Here is a 16,684-nt window from a genome sequence, read left to right as displayed (position 1 = left end):
ACATGAAAAAGCCAAGCACTGACCGACCGCAGAAATCGACCGATGTCGATGAATCCGAGGCTCAAAAGCCGTGTAAAACCGCAACAGGCGTGGTCATTCCAATGCCCAGGCGTCCGGCCTCGACCCAGCAGATCTTCAGGGTTGCTCCCGGCGTCGACACGTTGACGTTGCTCAAGGAAGCTTGCGAAACCCTTGCCGCCCTGAACGCCCTGATTGCCAATTTCGCCAGCAAGCTGGAGGGCCCGAGCCGCAACGAAGCGCTGGCGCTGCAACAGTTGGCCGCCGTCGCCGAAATGCTGGTGAATCAGGTTCGGGACAATCTTTATCCGCAAGACGCTGCGCCTGCCGATCCGGGGCCGACTCGCCATTGAGCCGACGCCGTAACGACAATGGGCGACCTTCAAAGGTCGCCCATTTTTTATTGCCGCCGGATAGCTGGCCGCTGTCGAGCCTGCGCCGGCGATTGGCGTCGTCTTCGATTACTCAGCCAGCGCGCTCAAGATCTGATGCGCGATCTTGATGCGCTCCGGGTTCGGGTAGTTTTTGTTTGCCAGGATCACAATGCCGATGTCCTTGGCGGGCACGAAGGCCACGTAGGCACCGAAACCTCCGGTCGATCCGGTTTTGTTGATCCATGCCGCGTCCGGGGCAGGCTGCTGCGGGTTCAGCCACTGGACCTTTTGCGCCTGCATGGTCATTTCCGTCGAGTTGCCGGTCAGTAAGGTGTCGAGGCTGACCGGGTAGTTATAGCGCTCCCATCCCAAACCTTGCGTCATGCCACCCACGGTGTAGTAACCGGCGTGAGTGAGGGCAATCGCCTGCTGCAACGGTTTTTCCAGCGCCATCGGTTTCAGGTTCGCTTCAACGTAACGCAGCAAGTCCGCGGCGCTGGTCTTCACGCCGTACGCTTCGGAATCCAGCGCACCCGGGGTGACCCTCACCGGTTTGTCATCCTTGCTGTAGCCCTGGGCATAAAGCCCCATCTGATCGGATGGCACGTGGAGGAACGTGTGCTGCAGCCCCAGTTTTGGCAACAGGGTTTTTTCCATCGCTTCATCGAACGGCTGGCCCATGCTTGTTGCCGCCAGGTAACCGAACAAGCCAAGGCTGGGGTTCGAATATTGACGATGGGTCCCGGCGGCATACACCGGCGTCCAGTGCTTGAAGTAACCGAGCATTTTGTCCTGATGATCGGCCTCTGGCGGGAATTGCAGCGGCAGACCGCCCGCCGTGTAGGTGCCGAGTTGCAACACGCTGATGGTGTCGAACGCACTGCCGCGTAGCTCAGGCCAAACCTGGCTGGCGTTGTCGGACAAGGACAATTTGCCACTGGCCACAGCGTAAGCGGCCAGGGTGGTGGCGAAGGTTTTACTCACCGAACCGATTTCAAACAGGGTGTCTTTGCTGACCGGTTTTTGGTCCGCTTTCGACGCTAGGCCGTAGTTAAAATAGTGCCGCTGTCCGTTCAGGGTGATGGCGACCGCCATCCCCGGGATATTCTGCTTCTGCATGACCGGTTCGATGGCGGCGTTAACCACGGCATTGAGTCGATCGTCGGATTCCGTTGCGGCAACACAGTGACTGGCACCGAAAAAAACTGCGAAAGCGCTGTAGGACGCAAGCCGTGCTAAAGGATGGTTGAACATGATGTGAACCACTTTCCATGAGTTGTCATTACATAAACCGCTACACTTCGAACGGCTTAAAGGCGCGGTCGGCAATAGGGCGGGCCAAATCTAGGCAAACGGTCGACCGCCGGCAATCGATGAAATTTCAGGTTAGCCATTAGAAAAATTTGGGAGTGGCCATGATTCGACCTCACCTGCCGCTGAATGCATTACGTGCCTTCGAGGCTTCCGCCCGCCATTTGAGTTTCACTCGGGCGGCGGTGGAGTTGTTTGTTACGCCGGCGGCGGTCAGCCATCAAGTCAAAAGCCTTGAGGCCCAGCTAAGCGTGACCCTGTTCAAACGCTTGCCCCGCGGGCTGATGCTGACCAGTGAAGGGGAAACCCTGCTGCCGGTTTTACGCGAATCGTTTGACCGCATTGCCGAGACGCTCGAACGCTTCGAGGGCGGCCATTTTCGCGAAGTGCTGACGGTGGGGGCCGTGGGAACGTTTGCGGTGGGCTGGCTGTTGCCGCGGCTGGCGGACTTTTCGTCGAAACATCCGTTCATAGATTTACGGCTGTCGACCAACAACAACCGAGTGGACGTAGCCGCTGAAGGACTGGATTACGCGATCCGTTTTGGCGCCGGCGCCTGGCACGGGATTGAGGCATTGCAGCTGATCGAGGCGCCGCTGTCGGTGTTGTGCGTTCCAGACATTGCGCAACAGCTGCGAACCCCGGCCGATCTGTTGCAGCAGACGCTGCTGCGTTCCTATCGCAGCGATGAGTGGCCCGACTGGTTTTTGGCCGCCGGGTTGCCGGCCAATACACCGCCACCTAAAAGCATCGTCTTCGACTCGTCGCTGGCGATGATGGAAGCCGCGCTGCAAGGGGCGGGCGTTGCCCTGGCGCCGCCGCTGATGTTTGGCCGGCAACTGGCGGCGGGCGCCATCGAGCAACCGTTCGCCATTGGCATCACCACCGGCAGCTACTGGCTGACCCGCTTGCAGTCTCGCCCGGAAACGTCCCCGATGACGGCGTTCAAGCAATGGCTATTGCAGGCGGCACAAGCACCTGTGACAGCGAGCCTGCTCGCGAATACATGAGCAAACCGCGCTTTTCGACGACAGGCGCGCAACAGAACCCAGCCGTTGCGCCGGGGTTTTCAATTAAGCGCAAGCGCACCGACATCACGCATCAGCAAACCAAATTGTAAATCCACCGCCTCCGGAATCGGCATATAGACGCTGTGCCCGTCCCCCGTCCCCCGGCGCCGTTCGCCGGTCAATTCGCCGACAAACTGCTGGCGTTCCGACACCGAACTGCCGTGAAGGTAGTTCTGGTACTCGTCATGCACATGCCGGCGCAGGAAACCTTCGGTGTACCCGCGCTGGGCCAGAGATTTTTCAGGGTACCGGCGGGGGCGAGCAGTTCGGGTGGGCGCAGAGTCATGGCGGCGTCGCTCGCAAAAGCGGCGAGGGTAATCGCGCGGTGCGCGGGCTTCATTGATCTGGATCTATGCTTGATGAACAAACGGATGGCACTCGGGCGAACCGTGGCGGACTAAGCATCACGGCGGCTGCTTAATTCGAGAGCGCGCGCCTCTGCGTACTGACATGGATCGGACATGAACGAAAAGACGCTACAGAACAAATCGCTGGTGGTTTTGCTGTTTTTGGTGACCCTGGCCTTCATCTGGATTTTGCTGCCGTTTTACGGTGCGGTGTTCTGGGCGGTGATCCTGGGGATCGTGTTCGCGCCCATGCAACGACGGATTCAGCTGAAGTTCGGCTGGCAGCGCAACGTGACTTCGCTATGCACCTTGAGCATTTGCCTGGTGATCGCGATTTTGCCCGTGATCATCATCAGTATCTTGCTGGTTCAGGAAGGGGCCACGCTTTACAAAAGTATGGACAGTGGCGAGTTGGACGTTGCGGCCTACGTTGCGCAGTTCAAACACAGCCTGCCGCCGTATTTCCAGCACTTGCTCGATCGTTTCGGCATGGGCGAACTGAACGGCCTGCGCGAGAAACTGGTCAAGAGTGCGATGACAGGCAGTCAGGCGCTGGCGACCCAGGCCGTCAGTGTTGGCCAGGGCACGTTTGATTTCATCGTCAGTTTTTTCATCATGTTGTATTTGCTGTTTTTCTTTCTGCGCGACGGTGCCGAACTGGCGCGCAAGGTTCGCGCGGCGGTGCCATTGCAGGAACACCAGAAGCGCCGGTTGCAGCTCAAATTCAATCGTGTGGTCAGGGCGACCGTGAAGGGCAACCTGCTGGTGGCTGTGACCCAGGGTGCACTGGGCGGCGGGATTTTCTGGTTCCTGGATATTCCGAGCGCGTTGCTCTGGGCGGTATTGATGGCGTTTTTGTCGCTGTTGCCTGCGGTGGGCGCCGGGATCGTCTGGGCCCCGGTGGCGGTGTATTTCCTGCTGACCGGGGCGATCTGGCAAGGCGTGGTGCTGGGGCTGTTCGGGGTGTTTGTCATCGGCCTGGTGGATAACGTCTTGCGCCCGATCCTGGTGGGCAAAGACACCAAGATGCCTGACTACCTGATCCTCATTTCCACGCTGGGCGGCATGGCAGTGTTCGGCCTCAACGGGTTTGTCATCGGCCCGCTGATCGCCGCGCTGTTCATGTCGAGCTGGGCGATCTTCAGCGAAACCAAACCGCGAGTGCAGCTGCCTTAAGCACTGAGTCGGCCGGCGCCGAGACGTTGCGACAGCGCCTGGGCGGCGGGCAGTGACGTCAATGGGCCGCTGATCGCCTCGCCGTCCCGCACCAGATACCAACAGGCGAGCAATCCCAGCTCTCTAAGGGGGGCGGGAACGGCGCTGCCGATAACGGACATGATTTGAACCTGGGACATAAGTACCTCCATCAATCTGTGGAGCTACCTTACGGACCCGGCGCTGGATCGAACAATCAACGCTTTCGATAGTCGTCATTGACGCCGACGAGTGTTGGGTTCAATCCACCACCAGATCCAGCATGTGGACCACTTCCTGCTCGTTGAGCAGGCCTTTGCGCACCAGGTTTTCCGCCAGCAGCGAGAGAAACTTGGCGCTGCGATGACCTTCCAGATGCTTGAGCTCGGTCAATGTGTTGTACACCTTGCTGGAGGTGCACAAGCCGAGATTGCGATGCGGGTTCTGCGTGGGCATGAGGCCGTCCTTGTTTTTATCAACCTGTTGTTTACGGACCGGTCCAAGCTTGCGGACCTGATATGGCAAAGATGTGACCGTTTTCTTCAATATGTGGAACGGCCATTCATCAATCATGCCGTGTTCAGTCGCAAGCACTGTCCCGACAGCGACCTTGACGACATTTATTCAGACTCGCGAAAGCAAAAAAGGCCCCGTCTTGCGACGGAGCCTGTCTTGTTTACAGCTGGGCGCTACTGTGGCGAGCCTCAGTAACGAGGCTGAATGTAGTAGCCCGGTGGCTGGTAGTAAACCGGTGGCGGTGGCGGTTGGTAATAAACCGGCGGTGGTGCGTAGACCGGCGGCTGGACATACACCGGTTGCTGGACGTAAACCGTGCGCGGGCCCGAGTTGTACACAGAACCCGCCACCACGGCACCTAACACAGCACCTACAGCGGCTGGTCCTACCCAACTGCTCCCGTGACCACCGCCCCAGCAGCAGCCACCGTGACCACCACCGTGATAATAGTAACCACCGGCTTGAGCCTGTCCGGCGACGGCTAACGCGCCGATCAGCAAAGCTAAGACAGGAAGTTTACGGATCATGATAATTCCTCGTTGTTCGGCCCGGCGCTTGAGTCTGCGATAGACCCAAGGATTGTCGCGGGGATACATCTAAGACAGCGCATTTTTGAAAATCAGCACAGCCGATAGGTAAATTTTGTGTAAGGTCTGTATCGGTTTCCTGACGGACCCGCGATACCTCGCGTACACAAGCCGTAATGATCGAACAGAGCAGATGGAATGGCTAATCCCGTCCATCCGAAAGTGCTATTGAAGGAGAAAGTTTCATGCAGATGAACCCCAACCGAGACACCCAACTGTGCATGTCGCTGTCCGGACGCCCCGGCAATTTTGGCTTGCGGTTTCATAATCATCTGTATGAACAACTGGGCCTGAATTTCTACTATAAGGCGTTCAGCAGCCAGGATTTGCCGGGTGCCGTCGGCGGGATTCGCGCGCTGGGCATTCGCGGGTGTGGCGTGTCGATGCCATTCAAGGAAGCCTGCATCGCTCTGGTTGACGAGCTAGATGCATCTGCCGCGGCGATTCAATCGATCAACACCATCGTCAACAGCAATGGCCATCTCAAGGCCTACAACACCGATTACATCGCCATCGCCCAGTTGCTGGAAACGCATCAGGTGCCAACGGCATCGACCTTTGCCCTGCGCGGCAGCGGTGGCATGGCCAAAGCGGTGGCCAGCGCGTTGCGCGATGGCGGCTACAAGAATGGCCTGATCATCGCCCGCAATGAACGCGCCGGGCGGGCGCTTGCCGAATCGCTGGGCTATCGCTGGCAAGCGGAACTGGGCACCGAGCGCCCGCAGATGCTGATCAACGTGACGCCGATCGGCATGAGCGGCGGAGCTGAGGCGGACCAACTGGCGTTCGACCTCGAAACCATCAAGGCTGCCGAGACTGTGTTCGATGTGGTGGCTATCCCCTCGGAAACACCGCTGATCGTGCGCGGTCGTGCCGAAGGCAAACGGGTGATCACCGGTCTGGAAGTGATCGCGATCCAGGCGCTGGAGCAGTTTGTGCTGTACACCGGCGTGCGGCCGACCGACGAGCAGTTTCGCAACGCTGTGGAATTTGCCCGAAGCTAGGAGGTGGTGTTCATGCATCCGCGCATTCTCAACCTGAATCAAGTCGACCTTGAGCCGCTGCCCGAAGCGCTGGCACCTACTGGCGACACGGCTGGCCGTTATCAGCAGCGCATGGCTCGTGTCGGTCAGCAACTGGGGGCGCAAAAGCTCGGGTATCGGTTGTACGTGCTGGAGCCGGGCATGCGCGGCAGTCCGTTTCACAGTCACCGGGTCAACGAGGAGATGTTTTACGTCGTGGCCGGTGAAGGCGAGGTCCGTCTAGGGGCCGAGCGTCATCCCATTCGGGCGGGCGACGTGATTGCCTGTCCGCCGGGCGGGCCGGAGGCGGCGCATCAAATCATCAATACCAGCGCCGCTGAACTGCGTTACCTGGCGGTGAGCACCCAGCAATCGCCGGAGATCTGCGAGTACCCGGATTCCGGAAAATACGCGGTGATGGATGATTTCAAGGTGGATGCCGAGGGCAATGCTTCGGGGTTTGTCGCCATTGCCCGGCCGGGCGACGGCGTCGATTACTGGGATGGCGAGTAGGCAAGACCCCGCTGAACCCCTGTGGGAGCGAGCTTGCTCGCGAAAGCGGCATCACATCCAACATAAATGTGCCAGACACACCGCATTCGCGAGCAAGCCCGCTCCCACATCTGCACGATATGGCCGGAAGCGAGCCATCCAGCGGCCAATCTGGAGTGTGGATGGTCCGGATTACTCGAGGTGGGCCAGTCGCTCTTCGAGTGCGGCGATCCGCGCTTCCAGCTCTTCGATGCGTTCAACAGACACACCGCCGCCGCCACGCTCCACCGGATTCTGCCGCGCCGCCAGAATCACCTCGATATCCGCCGGGTCACCCAGCGCGTGCATGTAGCGGTCTTCCCGCTGCCCGGCCTGACGTGGAATCAACAACGCCAATCCCCGCGCAATCAAGCGCTCCAGTTGATGGACCACCTGTTCCGCGTCTTCAAACTCATGCATGCGCCCGCTACGGGTCAGCAGTTCATTGACCGTCTGTGGGCCGCGCAAAAACAACAGCCCCGTCAGAATCACCTGCGCGGGCACCAGTTCCAGGGCTTTGTCGACTTTGTGTTCCCAGCGATCCGCGCGGCTGCCCATCACTAATTTGGTAAAGCCGCGACCTTCCAGCGCCCGCAGGCTTTGGCCGACCTGGCCCTGCGTCAGGTTCATCACCGGCTCGCGGCTGGTTTTCTGGTTGCAGGCAATCACCAGCGCATTAAGAGTCAGCGGGTAGGTTTCCGGGCTGGTGGCCTGTTTCTCGATCAGCGAGCCCAGAATGCGTATTTCCGTGCTGTTGAGCCGAGGCTCGCCAAAGGTCGTTTCTTGCTCAGTGCTCATCGCGCTTTTCCCTTTGCTGTCGAAGCATGCAGTCGAAGCCGCCTAGCCTAATCCTTGCTGGATAAAAGACAAGCCGCAGGAGCAGCGGGCATGGCTATAATCTGCCCCGACGTTTTTCCCTCCTGTTACCACACGAGACTGCCATGACCATTTCCCTGTACGACGCTTCGGTTCCTGTTTTCAAACAAATGCTCAACGCTCTGAGCGACGTTCTGAACAAAGCCGAAGCTCACGCCACCGCCAAGAACATCGACCCGAACGCGCTCCTGCAAGCCCGTCTGTACCCGGACATGTTCCCGCTGGTGCGTCAGGTGCAGATCGCTGTTGATTTCAGCAAAGGTGTATCCGCCCGCCTGGCCGAGATCGAAATACCGAAATACGACGACACCGAAACCACCTTCGCTGAACTGCAAGCGCTGATCGCCAAGGTTCTGGCCTTCATCGGCGAGATCAAGCCAGAGCAAATCAATGGCAAGGAAGGCATCGAAATCATCACCCGCCAGGGCACGCCGAAAGAGAAACGCTTTACTGGCCAGGCTTACCTGCTGACCTACGGCCTGCCGCAGTTCTTCTTCCACGTCACCACCGCCTACGCACTGTTGCGTCACAACGGCGTGGAAGTGGGCAAGCGCGATTTCATGGGCGCGTTCTAAACCGCCCACGCACAAAAAGCCCCCGCAACCTTGGGTTGCGGGGGCTTTTTGGTTTTTATCTTTGTCGGCGCACGGCTCGCCGGCAAGTCGTGCTCGATCGGTGTTACGCCATACGCCCAATCAACGAGATAAGCAGGTTCGTGCAACCCGGTCTGGAAACACTCTGTTAAGATTCGCCATCCTTTTTTCAAGTTTTGCCAGTGGGCCTTCGGGCTAGCACTGGTGTCGTCGTTTTCTGGAGTTCTGCATGCTGTTGCCCATTCTTCTGTTGTCGGCTGCCGGTTTCACCGTGCTAACCACAGAGTTCGTCATCGTCGGCCTGTTGCCGGCCATCGCCCGAGACCTGGAAGTCACCATTCCCCAAGCGGGTTTGCTGGTGACCTTGTTCGCCTTTACCGTCGCGGCTTTCGGCCCGTTCCTGACCGCGTATTTCGCGCGGTTCGAACGCCGCAAGCTGTTCATTTCGGTGCTGATCATGTTTGGCGTGGCCAACACCCTGGCGGCGTTGGCGCCAAACATCTGGGTGATGGCCTTCGCGCGGTTGATTCCGGCATTGGGCTTGCCGGTGTTCTGGGCGCTGGCCAGTGAAACCGCCGTGGACATCGTCGGGCCGGACTATGCCGGGCGCGCCATCGCCAAGATCGGCTTCGGCATTGTCTGCGCCACGGTGTTCGGCATTCCGGTGGGCACGCTGATTTCCGATGCGTTCGGCTGGCGCAGTGCGTTCGGCATTCTGGCGGTGATCGCGTTTGCCAAGGCGTTGTTGCTGTTTATCTACTTGCCGAAAACCAGCCTGCACCAGCATCAGGTGAGTTTCCGTTCGCAGTTCAAGATTCTGCGCAGCCCGCTGATGGTGGGGCATGTGGTGCTGTCAGTGGTGGTGTTCAGCGGCATGTTCACCGCTTATACCTACCTGGCAGATATTCTGGAGCGCCTCGCCGGCTTCAACGGCACCGTGGTCGGCTGGTGCCTGATGGGCTTCGGCGCCGTGGGCTTGATCGGCAATTCGCTGGGCGGCCGCGCGGTAGACCGTCATCCGTTGATCGCCTCGGTGATGTTTTGCGCGTTCATGATTGCCGGGCTGGTGGCGCTGGTGCCGAACATTCATTCGCCCCTCGGTCTGGCGGCAGCGCTGGGGATCTGGGGCGTGACGCAAGCGGCATTGTTCCTGGTCAGCCATGTGCGCTTGATGAAAGCCGCGCCCGAGGCGCCGGCCTTTGCCGCGTCGCTGAACATCGCCGGGGCCAACCTCGGGATTGGCCTGGGCGCGATGGTCGGCGGGCGGGTGATCGACAGCGTCGGCCTCGGAGGTCTGGGCTTCGCGGCGGCTGCGTTTATCCTCGCCTCGATCCTGTTGGCGATTGCGCTGATGACGTTCAAGCCTCGCGAACTCTGCGCCTGAGGCATCACAACTCGGTGAACAACTCGCGTCGGGCACCTTCGGTAATGGCGACAATGCCGGGGTGCTTGACCTTGCGTTCCACCGAGATGGCGTAGAACGACTCGGTCACCGCATCGGTCTGGCCAATCAACTGCACGCCGTATTGGCGTTTCACCTCATCGGCAATCACGCTCGGGCCGATGAAAATACCGCTGCCGGATTGGCCGAAAGCCTGCATCAACGCGCTGTCGTCGAACTCGCCGACGATGCGCGGCTGGATTTGCTGTTCGGCAAACCAGCGCTGCAAGCGACTGCGCACCACGGTTTCCGGCCCGGGAATCAGCAGCGGGGCGCCGTGCAGACAGCGCGGGAAGTCCTGACCGTACTGCGCCGCCAGCTCGGCGGTGGCAAAAAAACTGATCCCGCATTCCCCGAGCTTCTGGCTGTAGCCCTTGATGTCGAGGTGCGATGGCATTGGGCTGTCGGAGATCACCAGGTCCAGACGCTGTATCGCCAGATCGGCGAGCAGCCGTTCGAGTTTGTCCTCGCGGCAGGTGATGCGCAGCGGCTCGCTCAATTCCATGGTCGGTGCGATCAGGCGATAAACGATGGATTTGGGCACCACGTCCGCGACACCGACGCGGAACAGAATCTGCTGTTCGTTGGGTTGCGCGCGCAGCATCAGTTCCAGTTCGCCGCCCAACTGAAACATCTGCTCGGCGTAGGGCAACGTCTGGCGCCCGGCCTCGGTGAGCTCAAGTTGTCGACCGACACGCCGAAACAACTCAATACCATAGGTCTGTTCGAGCAGCGAGATCTGCCCGCTGATGGTCTGCGGTGTCAGGTTCAACTGCTCGCACGCGCGCACGATGCTGCCGGTCTTGGCGACGACCCAGAAGTAATGCAATTGCCGATAGTTGAGCATGACCACCTACAGTTCGTAAAAACCGAAGTATAACCGCCAAAAATACGAATTTTCCTGAAGTGTTTGCCTCAATAGAATGCCTCGCTATCAACGGGCCATCGTTTCGGCCGGTTTGTTCTATCGAGGAATGCATCATGAAGCTAAAAACCACGGCAGTGTTGATTGCGTCTTTACTGTTATTGGCCGGTTGCGACCAGGCCGAAAAAAGCGCTCAGCAATTGATGGGCAAGGCGGCGGAGAGCGCCAAACAGGCGATCGACGATACGCACAAAGCCGCCGAGCAAGCGATCAGCGATGCCACCGGCGGCCTGATCAGCAAGAAAGAACCATCGGATGAAGATAAAGAGAAAGCCAAGTCTTCTTCCCAGGAAATTTAAACCGTCTTAAAAAGAGTCAGGACTGACCCATGGAATACCTTTTAGAACTTGCTGCAAGCCCTACCGCCTGGGTCGCCCTGGCCACGCTGGTGGTCATGGAAATCGTGCTCGGCATCGATAACCTGATCTTCATCTCGATCCTCACCAACAAACTGCCAGAGCAGCATCGGCAGAAGGCACGGCGCATCGGTATCGGCATGGCGTTGATCCTGCGTCTGGCGTTGTTGAGCACTATCGCGTTCATCGTCCAGTTGACGGCGCCAGTGATCGAGATTCTCGGCCACGCGTTCTCCTGGAAGGACATGATCCTGATCGCCGGTGGCCTGTTCCTGCTCTGGAAGGCGACGACCGAGATCCATCACAGCATGGATCCGGCACCGGAAGATCCGAAGTCGGCGACCTCGACCGTCACCCTGGGGTTCGCGGCAGCGATTGGTCAGATCCTGATGCTGGACATGGTGTTTTCGATCGACAGCATCATTACCGCTGTCGGCATGACCGAGCATTTGCCGATCATGATCATCGCGGTGGTGGCGTCGGTGCTGGTGATGTTGCTGGCGGCTGATCCTCTGGCCAAGTTCATCAACGACAACCCGACGGTGGTGATGCTGGCGCTGGGCTTCCTGATCATGATCGGCATGACGCTGATCGCCGAAGGCTTCGGCGCCCACGTACCGAAAGGCTATGTGTATGCGGCCATGGCATTCTCGGCAACGATCGAGGGTTTGAACATGATGTCGCGGCGGGCCAAGCAGAAGCGCGTTGCTACTGAAGCTTAATCGCCGATAAACCAAACGGCCGCCTGCGCTCGAAAGAGCCCAGGCGGCCGTTTTTGTTGGTGCATCTGTAAAGTCAGTGCGCGGCGGCGTGGCGCCCGGCAGGTTTTTCGGTGTTTGCTTCAGGTGTCGATTCCAGTGGGTGGTGATGGCGACGGGTAATGCGCAGTACGCCCCACAACATGGCGGCGGCCACGGCCAGCCAGCCGGAAATCAGCATCACGATTGTCATTGTCAGGCTCATCAGTGCCTCCTCTTTGCCCTGCATCGGGCGCATTCGCTCTCTTTACTACCGACAGTCTAGTCGCTGCCATGTTTCAGGCTATTGACCAAAGGTCGTCTGTCCTCAACCACTTTGCTCTATCGAATGCACTCAACTGCGGCTTAAGGCTATACCGCCGTCGCGCGGCGCCCTATGATCGACGGCCAAGCCGGGAGCGCTTATACCCGGCGTCTGACCAAGAGAGTGATGATGTTGCGGGCAATTTCTCGAGTTCGAGCGTTGGTATTGGCCGTGGGCTGCGTTGCAGGCCTGGCGGGATGTGCGGGGAGCGTGGCGCCGGAAATCAAACGCCTGCCGGATCGTGTCGAACTCAGCGGCACGTTCTATCGCGGAAAAGACTTCCAGAGCGGGCCTCAGGTGCTGGCCAGCATGCTGGCGCAGCAAGGGGTGGTCATCACACCTGGGCTGCTGGAAAAACCGCTGAATTTGCCGGGCGCTGAAGCCCAGATGCAGCAAAACATGCAAAACCTCGCCCGTGAATACGGAATGGTCGTCTATCCGCTGGACGATAATTTGCCAGCCCTGCTGACACAGGTGGCGGCGGGTTTTCCGGTGATGGTGCGCTTCACTGAAGGCTCGGCGTTCTGGGCTGAGCCACGGTATGCGATTCTCGCCGGATACAACCGTCAAAAGCAGACTGTATTGCTGCGTGCAGGCATGAATCGTCGTGAGTTGATGAGCTTCAGCGCTTTTGAATCTTCGTTCAAGGATGCCGGCGGCTGGGCTGTATTGATCCAAAAACCGCATCAGATTCCCGCCAAGGTCGATCAGCAGCGCTGGCTGAAAGCGGCGAGTGATTTGGGGCAGGCCGGGCAGGAGCAAGCCGCCGCGCGGGCAAAACAGGCGCTGAACGCACAATAAGTTTCCGTTCGTCGTCTGCCGGGCACTGCCGAACCCGATAAGCCTCTTACGTACAAGGCCCGGATTTCTCCGGGCCATCTCCAGGGAGGCGCCCCATGGCACATTCAGCTACCCCTTCAACGGCGCCTGACGGTCCGCATTCATCCGAACATTCATCGGGCGACGAGTTGGGTTTCGATCCCGATTCGCCGGACCTCGCGGACCCTCAGGTGGACCCCATTGGCCCGGCCAAGGCGCCTCTTGACATCAAACCGGATGAGGACGGCACCAAGCCGGCCAAGCCTTACGACCCGCTAGCCAATCTCAAACCATAAGCTTTAGCGAGGTGCATATGTCTACCGATTCAAGTTTTGACGACCAACGTCCGGACAGTGTCCCTTCCACGCCGGAGGAGGGCATTGATCCGGTAATGGACCCGAACGATCCCTTGAGAGACCCCTTGGCGCGTCCCATGGTCGTGCCGACGGAGCATCGCCGGGATCCGAGCGCTGGCGATGGCATCTCGGACGACGACCAGATGCCGTTGCCCAACGATTGACTGTTATCGCAGACAAAAAAAGCCCCGAATCTTCGGGGCTTTGTTTTGTTGCCGCTGAATTATTTCGACGCTTCAACCACGCCGCTTTGACGATGCTTGAGGTTCTTCTCGGATTTGTATTGCAAGGCCACCGACGGGACGTCCGCACCCTTGCCGGTTTCGACCCAGCTACGAATACGGCTCGCATCGGCAAAGTGCGTGTATTTGCCAAACGCATCCAGAATCACCAGCGCCACGGGGCGATTGCCCATGCTGGTCACCAGCACCAGGCAGTGCCCCGCCTCATTGGTGAAGCCGGTTTTCGTCAGCCTGATGTCCCAGTTCGGCTTGCCGACCAAATGGTCGGTGTTGCGAAAGCCCAGGCTGTAGTTGGGTTTGCGGAACGAAACAGTCTTTTCCTTGGTGGTGCTGAGTTCGGTCAGGATCGGGTACTTGTGCGCGGCGATCAGCAACTTGCTCAGGTCGCGTGCCGTCGATACGTTGCGCGGGGAAAGACCGGTCGGTTCAACGTAGTGCGTACTGGTCATGCCCAGCGCCTTGGCTTTGGCGTTCATGGCCGCAATGAACGCAACATATCCGCCCGGGTAGTGATGCGCGAGGCTGGCGGCGGCGCGGTTTTCCGACGACATCAGGGCAATCAGCAGCATTTCCTTACGCGGCATTTCGCTGTTGAGCTTGACCCGGGAAAACACACCTTTCATCTCTGGCGTGTCGCTGATGTTGATGGAGATGTATTCCTCCATATTCTGTTTGGCTTCGACCACGACCAGTGCCGTCATCAATTTACTGACCGAAGCGATCGGCACCACCACGTCCGGGTTGCTGGCATAGATGACTTTATTGGTCTGCAGATCCATCAACAGGGCGCTGCCGGAAGCGATTTTCAGTTGTTTCGTGTCGCGCGGTGCCGCCGTGGTTTCAGCGGCAATGGCCAATGGCGTGATGAACGTCCCTGTAAATGCAAAAACCAGGCTCAGGATAGAAAGACGAATTTTCACGCTGGCGGACTCTTAAGGTGTGGATTAGCCGTTTTGTAACGGACTGTTTCTTAAAACCGACGCATTCTAGGAGTATGGCTGAAGAACTGTCGATAGTTGTTCAATCAACAGGTGAAAATCCTTTAAAACCCCTACAAAACAGCAGGTTTCCGGCGAATGGTCGTGTTATTTCTCCGGATAAAAAGAACCCCGCCATTGGCGGGGTTCTTTTGTTCGTTGCTTATGGCAACGGGTGGGCTCAGCTGTGCAACGTTTCTGCTGCGTACAGGGTGTTTTCCAGCAGGCAGGCACGGGTCATCGGACCCACGCCGCCTGGAACCGGCGTGATCCAGCTGGCGCGGGGCAGGGCGGTTTCATAGATCACATCGCCCACCAGCTTGCCGTCTTCCTGACGGTTGATGCCGACGTCGATCACAATCGCGCCTTCCTTGATCCACTCGCCTTTGACCAGGCCCGGCTTGCCGGCGGCCACCACCACCAGGTCGGCGCGACCGACGTGGCCGGCCAGATCCTTGGTGAAACGGTGGGTCACGGTCACGGTGCAACCGGCCAGTAACAACTCCATTGCCATCGGACGGCCAACAATGTTGGAGGCGCCGACCACGACCGCGTCCATCCCGTACAGATCAACGCCGGTGCTTTCCAGCAGCGTCATGATGCCTTTGGGTGTGCACGGGCGCAGCAGCGGGATACGCTGGGCCAGCCGGCCGACGTTATAAGGGTGGAAGCCGTCGACGTCCTTGTCCGGACGAATGCGTTCCAACAATTTGGAGGCGTCCAGGTGTTCAGGGAGAGGCAACTGGAGCAGCACGCCATCGATTGCCGGGTCTTCGTTCAGGCGATCAATCAGATCGGTCAACGCTTCTTGAGTGGTTTCGGAAGGCAGGTCATAAGCTTGGGAAATGAAGCCGACCTCTTCACAGTCTTTACGCTTGTGCGAGACATAAACCTGAGAGGCAGGATCGCTGCCGACCAGGATCACCGCCAGGCCGGGTGTGCGCAAGCCTTGCTCGCGACGCTCGGCAACTCGTTTGGCGATCTGCTGGCGCAGGCTGGCGGCGATCGATTTGCCGTCGATTAGTTGTGCAGTCATTGCGCGTGATTAACCATCGAGAGGGGAAAAAAAGAGAACGCATTCTCGCATGTCGTGCGGTGAGGGCAAAGGCGCTTGGTCTGCAAATTCCTCTAACCCCTTTAATTAAATGAATTTTTTTTAAAAAGGATTTGACGACCTTCGGGGGGCTCTATACTATTCGTCGCACTTGTCGGGCACAGCCTAGCACTGGTTGAGAAGGTCAAGCGGAATCACTGTTCTGCAAGACTGAAAAGCATTTAGTTTGTAGTCCTCCAAGAGTACAGATTAATAAGGCGCCCGTAGCTCAGCTGGATAGAGCATCCGCCTTCTAAGCGGATGGTCGCAGGTTCGAGTCCTGCCGGGTGCGCCATTAGGCAGCTTTGGCACAAGTAGCGCAATATGGTGGGCGTAGCTCAGTTGGTAGAGCACGGGATTGTGACTCCCGTTGTCGAGGGTTCGATCCCCTTCGTCCACCCCATATTTAAAAAGGCGCCAGATTAACAGTCTGGCGCCTTTGCTTTAACAGCTTCAATCCGCGGATGTGGTGGAATTGGTAGACACACTGGATTTAGGTTCCAGCGCCGCGAGGCGTAAGAGTTCGAGTCTCTTCATCCGCACCAAATAAAGCTTCATTCAGGCTGAATGGCCTGGCTGGGGTTCAACAGAGAAGTTATTTGGCTTCTTTGTGACGCAATATGGTGGGCGTAGCTCAGTTGGTAGAGCACGGGATTGTGACTCCCGTTGTCGTGGGTTCGATCCCCATCGTCCACCCCATATTTCGAAAGGCGCCAGATTTAACAGTCTGGCGCCTTTTTTGTTTCAGCGGTTTGAGTGTTCGGCGGCTGCAGGTTCTGGGTCGCAGGGGCAGGGCGCTTCGTCGTATTTATGTTTCTCGATGCTGCTGCGCTGCCCGCCGGCCTTGCTCGCAAGATCGGTTGTCAGGGAGATGATGGACAACCTCTTCGTCGCGACCTTCATCGGCTCACCGGCGATGAACCTGATCGAGGGGACACTGGAGCATGAGGGGGCGCTGTCGTTCGTGCGCACCG

Annotated in this window: 21 protein-coding genes, 4 tRNA genes and 1 pseudogene; 16 read left to right on the top strand and 10 right to left on the bottom strand. The window is 58.6% G+C overall.

Annotated elements, in window-relative coordinates:
- Nucleotides 1-2: 2 nt before the first annotated feature.
- A complete protein-coding gene (locus ACQKP4_RS00935; protein ID WP_427629538.1) occupies nt 3-371 on the top strand; it encodes a DUF6124 family protein in 369 nt (122 codons plus the stop codon).
- A gap of 108 nt (nt 372-479) precedes the next feature.
- On the opposite strand, the gene ampC is transcribed toward ACQKP4_RS00935, so the two are convergent.
- Nucleotides 480-1,646 (bottom strand): class C beta-lactamase, encoded by a 1,167-nt coding sequence (gene ampC / locus ACQKP4_RS00930; protein ID WP_427629536.1) that lies wholly within the window; start codon nt 1,644-1,646, stop codon nt 480-482.
- Between the two features lie 161 nt (nt 1,647-1,807).
- Here ampC and ACQKP4_RS00925 point away from each other — a divergent pair, with 161 nt between their 5' ends.
- A complete protein-coding gene (locus ACQKP4_RS00925; RefSeq protein WP_427629534.1) occupies nt 1,808-2,713 on the top strand; it encodes a LysR family transcriptional regulator in 906 nt (301 codons plus the stop codon).
- 59 nt (nt 2,714-2,772) lie between these two features.
- Here the strand turns inward: ACQKP4_RS00925 and ACQKP4_RS00920 are convergent.
- Nucleotides 2,773-3,012 (bottom strand): annotated as a pseudogene (locus tag ACQKP4_RS00920) (U32 family peptidase); the annotation flags it as partial.
- Between the two features lie 222 nt (nt 3,013-3,234).
- Here ACQKP4_RS00920 and ACQKP4_RS00915 point away from each other — a divergent pair.
- Nucleotides 3,235-4,296 carry an AI-2E family transporter gene (locus tag ACQKP4_RS00915; RefSeq protein ID WP_427629532.1) on the top strand — a complete coding sequence of 354 codons (1,062 nt, stop codon included), beginning with the start codon at nt 3,235-3,237 and terminating at the stop codon, nt 4,294-4,296.
- Here the strand turns inward: ACQKP4_RS00915 and ACQKP4_RS00910 are convergent.
- The 3 genes from ACQKP4_RS00910 to ACQKP4_RS00900 all read right to left on the bottom strand — a co-directional run bounded on the left by ACQKP4_RS00910 (nt 4,293) and on the right by ACQKP4_RS00900 (nt 5,357).
- A complete protein-coding gene (locus ACQKP4_RS00910; protein WP_427629530.1) occupies nt 4,293-4,475 on the bottom strand; it encodes a hypothetical protein in 183 nt (60 codons plus the stop codon). The genes ACQKP4_RS00915 and ACQKP4_RS00910 overlap by 4 nt on opposite strands.
- 100 nt (nt 4,476-4,575) lie before the next feature.
- Nucleotides 4,576-4,770, bottom strand: coding sequence for a hypothetical protein (locus ACQKP4_RS00905; protein WP_427629528.1), 195 nt, complete (start codon nt 4,768-4,770; stop codon nt 4,576-4,578).
- A gap of 248 nt (nt 4,771-5,018) precedes the next feature.
- On the bottom strand, nt 5,019-5,357 hold the full coding sequence (locus ACQKP4_RS00900) for a hypothetical protein (protein ID WP_427629526.1): 339 nt from the start codon (nt 5,355-5,357) through the stop codon (nt 5,019-5,021).
- 245 nt (nt 5,358-5,602) lie between these two features.
- Between ACQKP4_RS00900 and ACQKP4_RS00895 the strand changes: the two genes are divergently transcribed.
- Together ACQKP4_RS00895 and ACQKP4_RS00890 are read left to right on the top strand one after the other, a co-directional pair.
- On the top strand, nt 5,603-6,421 hold the full coding sequence (locus ACQKP4_RS00895) for a shikimate 5-dehydrogenase (RefSeq protein ID WP_427629525.1): 819 nt from the start codon (nt 5,603-5,605) through the stop codon (nt 6,419-6,421).
- A gap of 12 nt (nt 6,422-6,433) precedes the next feature.
- A complete protein-coding gene (locus ACQKP4_RS00890; RefSeq protein WP_427629523.1) occupies nt 6,434-6,952 on the top strand; it encodes a cupin domain-containing protein in 519 nt (172 codons plus the stop codon).
- A 171-nt stretch (nt 6,953-7,123) separates the two neighbouring features.
- Here ACQKP4_RS00890 and ACQKP4_RS00885 read toward each other — a convergent pair whose 3' ends face one another.
- Nucleotides 7,124-7,768, bottom strand: a complete 645-nt coding sequence (locus ACQKP4_RS00885) for a YceH family protein (protein WP_427629521.1) — start codon at nt 7,766-7,768, stop codon at nt 7,124-7,126.
- Nucleotides 7,769-7,911: 143 nt separating this feature from the next.
- On the opposite strand from ACQKP4_RS00885, the gene ACQKP4_RS00880 reads away from it, so the two are divergent.
- Both ACQKP4_RS00880 and ACQKP4_RS00875 read left to right on the top strand, forming a co-directional pair.
- A complete protein-coding gene (locus tag ACQKP4_RS00880) occupies nt 7,912-8,421 on the top strand; it encodes a DUF1993 domain-containing protein (protein WP_427629519.1) in 510 nt (169 codons plus the stop codon).
- A 247-nt stretch (nt 8,422-8,668) separates the two neighbouring features.
- Nucleotides 8,669-9,823: an MFS transporter gene (locus ACQKP4_RS00875; protein WP_427629517.1), complete on the top strand. Its 1,155-nt coding sequence runs from the start codon at nt 8,669-8,671 to the stop codon at nt 9,821-9,823.
- 4 nt (nt 9,824-9,827) lie between these two features.
- On the opposite strand, the gene nhaR is transcribed toward ACQKP4_RS00875, so the two are convergent.
- Nucleotides 9,828-10,727: a transcriptional activator NhaR gene (nhaR, locus tag ACQKP4_RS00870; protein WP_427629515.1), complete on the bottom strand. Its 900-nt coding sequence runs from the start codon at nt 10,725-10,727 to the stop codon at nt 9,828-9,830.
- Between the two features lie 134 nt (nt 10,728-10,861).
- Here nhaR and ACQKP4_RS00865 point away from each other — a divergent pair, with 134 nt between their 5' ends.
- Entirely contained in the window at nt 10,862-11,104 is a 243-nt protein-coding gene (locus ACQKP4_RS00865) for a hypothetical protein (RefSeq protein WP_427629513.1), read from the top strand.
- A 29-nt stretch (nt 11,105-11,133) separates the two neighbouring features.
- Nucleotides 11,134-11,883 carry a TerC family protein gene (locus ACQKP4_RS00860; RefSeq protein ID WP_427629511.1) on the top strand — a complete coding sequence of 250 codons (750 nt, stop codon included), beginning with the start codon at nt 11,134-11,136 and terminating at the stop codon, nt 11,881-11,883.
- Nucleotides 11,884-11,956: 73 nt separating this feature from the next.
- Here ACQKP4_RS00860 and ACQKP4_RS00855 read toward each other — a convergent pair whose 3' ends face one another.
- A complete protein-coding gene (locus ACQKP4_RS00855) occupies nt 11,957-12,157 on the bottom strand; it encodes a hypothetical protein (RefSeq protein ID WP_427629509.1) in 201 nt (66 codons plus the stop codon).
- A 138-nt stretch (nt 12,158-12,295) separates the two neighbouring features.
- On the opposite strand from ACQKP4_RS00855, the gene ACQKP4_RS00850 reads away from it, so the two are divergent.
- The 3 genes from ACQKP4_RS00850 (at nt 12,296) to ACQKP4_RS00840 (ending at nt 13,562) form a co-directional block, all read left to right on the top strand.
- Nucleotides 12,296-13,024, top strand: coding sequence for a peptidase C39 family protein (locus tag ACQKP4_RS00850; RefSeq protein WP_427629507.1), 729 nt, complete (start codon nt 12,296-12,298; stop codon nt 13,022-13,024).
- 95 nt (nt 13,025-13,119) lie between these two features.
- Complete coding sequence (locus ACQKP4_RS00845; RefSeq protein ID WP_427629505.1) at nt 13,120-13,338, top strand: DUF6021 family protein; 219 nt, start codon at nt 13,120-13,122, stop codon at nt 13,336-13,338.
- Nucleotides 13,339-13,355: 17 nt separating this feature from the next.
- Complete coding sequence (locus tag ACQKP4_RS00840) at nt 13,356-13,562, top strand: hypothetical protein (protein WP_427629503.1); 207 nt, start codon at nt 13,356-13,358, stop codon at nt 13,560-13,562.
- 59 nt (nt 13,563-13,621) lie between these two features.
- Here ACQKP4_RS00840 and pbpG read toward each other — a convergent pair whose 3' ends face one another.
- Together pbpG and folD are read right to left on the bottom strand one after the other, a co-directional pair.
- Nucleotides 13,622-14,560, bottom strand: a complete 939-nt coding sequence (gene pbpG / locus ACQKP4_RS00835) for a D-alanyl-D-alanine endopeptidase (protein WP_427629501.1) — start codon at nt 14,558-14,560, stop codon at nt 13,622-13,624.
- Between the two features lie 238 nt (nt 14,561-14,798).
- Nucleotides 14,799-15,653: a bifunctional methylenetetrahydrofolate dehydrogenase/methenyltetrahydrofolate cyclohydrolase FolD gene (gene folD / locus ACQKP4_RS00830; RefSeq protein WP_427629499.1), complete on the bottom strand. Its 855-nt coding sequence runs from the start codon at nt 15,651-15,653 to the stop codon at nt 14,799-14,801.
- A 275-nt stretch (nt 15,654-15,928) separates the two neighbouring features.
- Here folD and ACQKP4_RS00825 point away from each other — a divergent pair.
- From ACQKP4_RS00825 to ACQKP4_RS00810, 4 genes are all read left to right on the top strand, one after another.
- Nucleotides 15,929-16,005: transfer RNA gene (locus ACQKP4_RS00825), tRNA-Arg, on the top strand.
- 32 nt (nt 16,006-16,037) lie between these two features.
- Nucleotides 16,038-16,113, top strand: a tRNA-His gene (locus tag ACQKP4_RS00820).
- Between the two features lie 57 nt (nt 16,114-16,170).
- A tRNA-Leu gene (locus ACQKP4_RS00815) sits at nt 16,171-16,255 on the top strand.
- A 78-nt stretch (nt 16,256-16,333) separates the two neighbouring features.
- Nucleotides 16,334-16,409: transfer RNA gene (locus ACQKP4_RS00810), tRNA-His, on the top strand.
- Nucleotides 16,410-16,684 lie beyond the last annotated feature (275 nt).

The organism is Pseudomonas sp. NPDC086278 (genome assembly GCF_050280905.1).
In the GTDB taxonomy this organism is placed as follows: domain Bacteria; phylum Pseudomonadota; class Gammaproteobacteria; order Pseudomonadales; family Pseudomonadaceae; genus Aquipseudomonas.
This window is presented reverse-complemented; position numbering and strand designations above follow the sequence as displayed.

Coding starts and splice junctions, on each gene's coding strand:
- ACQKP4_RS00935 (WP_427629538.1), top strand. CDS start 3: ATGAAAAAGCCAAGCACTGACCGACCGCAGAAATCGACCGATGTCGAT.
- ampC (WP_427629536.1), bottom strand. CDS start 1,646: ATGTTCAACCATCCTTTAGCACGGCTTGCGTCCTACAGCGCTTTCGCA.
- ACQKP4_RS00925 (WP_427629534.1), top strand. CDS start 1,808: ATGATTCGACCTCACCTGCCGCTGAATGCATTACGTGCCTTCGAGGCT.
- ACQKP4_RS00915 (WP_427629532.1), top strand. CDS start 3,235: ATGAACGAAAAGACGCTACAGAACAAATCGCTGGTGGTTTTGCTGTTT.
- ACQKP4_RS00910 (WP_427629530.1), bottom strand. CDS start 4,475: ATGTCCCAGGTTCAAATCATGTCCGTTATCGGCAGCGCCGTTCCCGCC.
- ACQKP4_RS00905 (WP_427629528.1), bottom strand. CDS start 4,770: ATGCCCACGCAGAACCCGCATCGCAATCTCGGCTTGTGCACCTCCAGC.
- ACQKP4_RS00900 (WP_427629526.1), bottom strand. CDS start 5,357: ATGATCCGTAAACTTCCTGTCTTAGCTTTGCTGATCGGCGCGTTAGCC.
- ACQKP4_RS00895 (WP_427629525.1), top strand. CDS start 5,603: ATGCAGATGAACCCCAACCGAGACACCCAACTGTGCATGTCGCTGTCC.
- ACQKP4_RS00890 (WP_427629523.1), top strand. CDS start 6,434: ATGCATCCGCGCATTCTCAACCTGAATCAAGTCGACCTTGAGCCGCTG.
- ACQKP4_RS00885 (WP_427629521.1), bottom strand. CDS start 7,768: ATGAGCACTGAGCAAGAAACGACCTTTGGCGAGCCTCGGCTCAACAGC.
- ACQKP4_RS00880 (WP_427629519.1), top strand. CDS start 7,912: ATGACCATTTCCCTGTACGACGCTTCGGTTCCTGTTTTCAAACAAATG.
- ACQKP4_RS00875 (WP_427629517.1), top strand. CDS start 8,669: ATGCTGTTGCCCATTCTTCTGTTGTCGGCTGCCGGTTTCACCGTGCTA.
- nhaR (WP_427629515.1), bottom strand. CDS start 10,727: ATGCTCAACTATCGGCAATTGCATTACTTCTGGGTCGTCGCCAAGACC.
- ACQKP4_RS00865 (WP_427629513.1), top strand. CDS start 10,862: ATGAAGCTAAAAACCACGGCAGTGTTGATTGCGTCTTTACTGTTATTG.
- ACQKP4_RS00860 (WP_427629511.1), top strand. CDS start 11,134: ATGGAATACCTTTTAGAACTTGCTGCAAGCCCTACCGCCTGGGTCGCC.
- ACQKP4_RS00855 (WP_427629509.1), bottom strand. CDS start 12,157: ATGCGCCCGATGCAGGGCAAAGAGGAGGCACTGATGAGCCTGACAATG.
- ACQKP4_RS00850 (WP_427629507.1), top strand. CDS start 12,296: ATGATCGACGGCCAAGCCGGGAGCGCTTATACCCGGCGTCTGACCAAG.
- ACQKP4_RS00845 (WP_427629505.1), top strand. CDS start 13,120: ATGGCACATTCAGCTACCCCTTCAACGGCGCCTGACGGTCCGCATTCA.
- ACQKP4_RS00840 (WP_427629503.1), top strand. CDS start 13,356: ATGTCTACCGATTCAAGTTTTGACGACCAACGTCCGGACAGTGTCCCT.
- folD (WP_427629499.1), bottom strand. CDS start 15,653: ATGACTGCACAACTAATCGACGGCAAATCGATCGCCGCCAGCCTGCGC.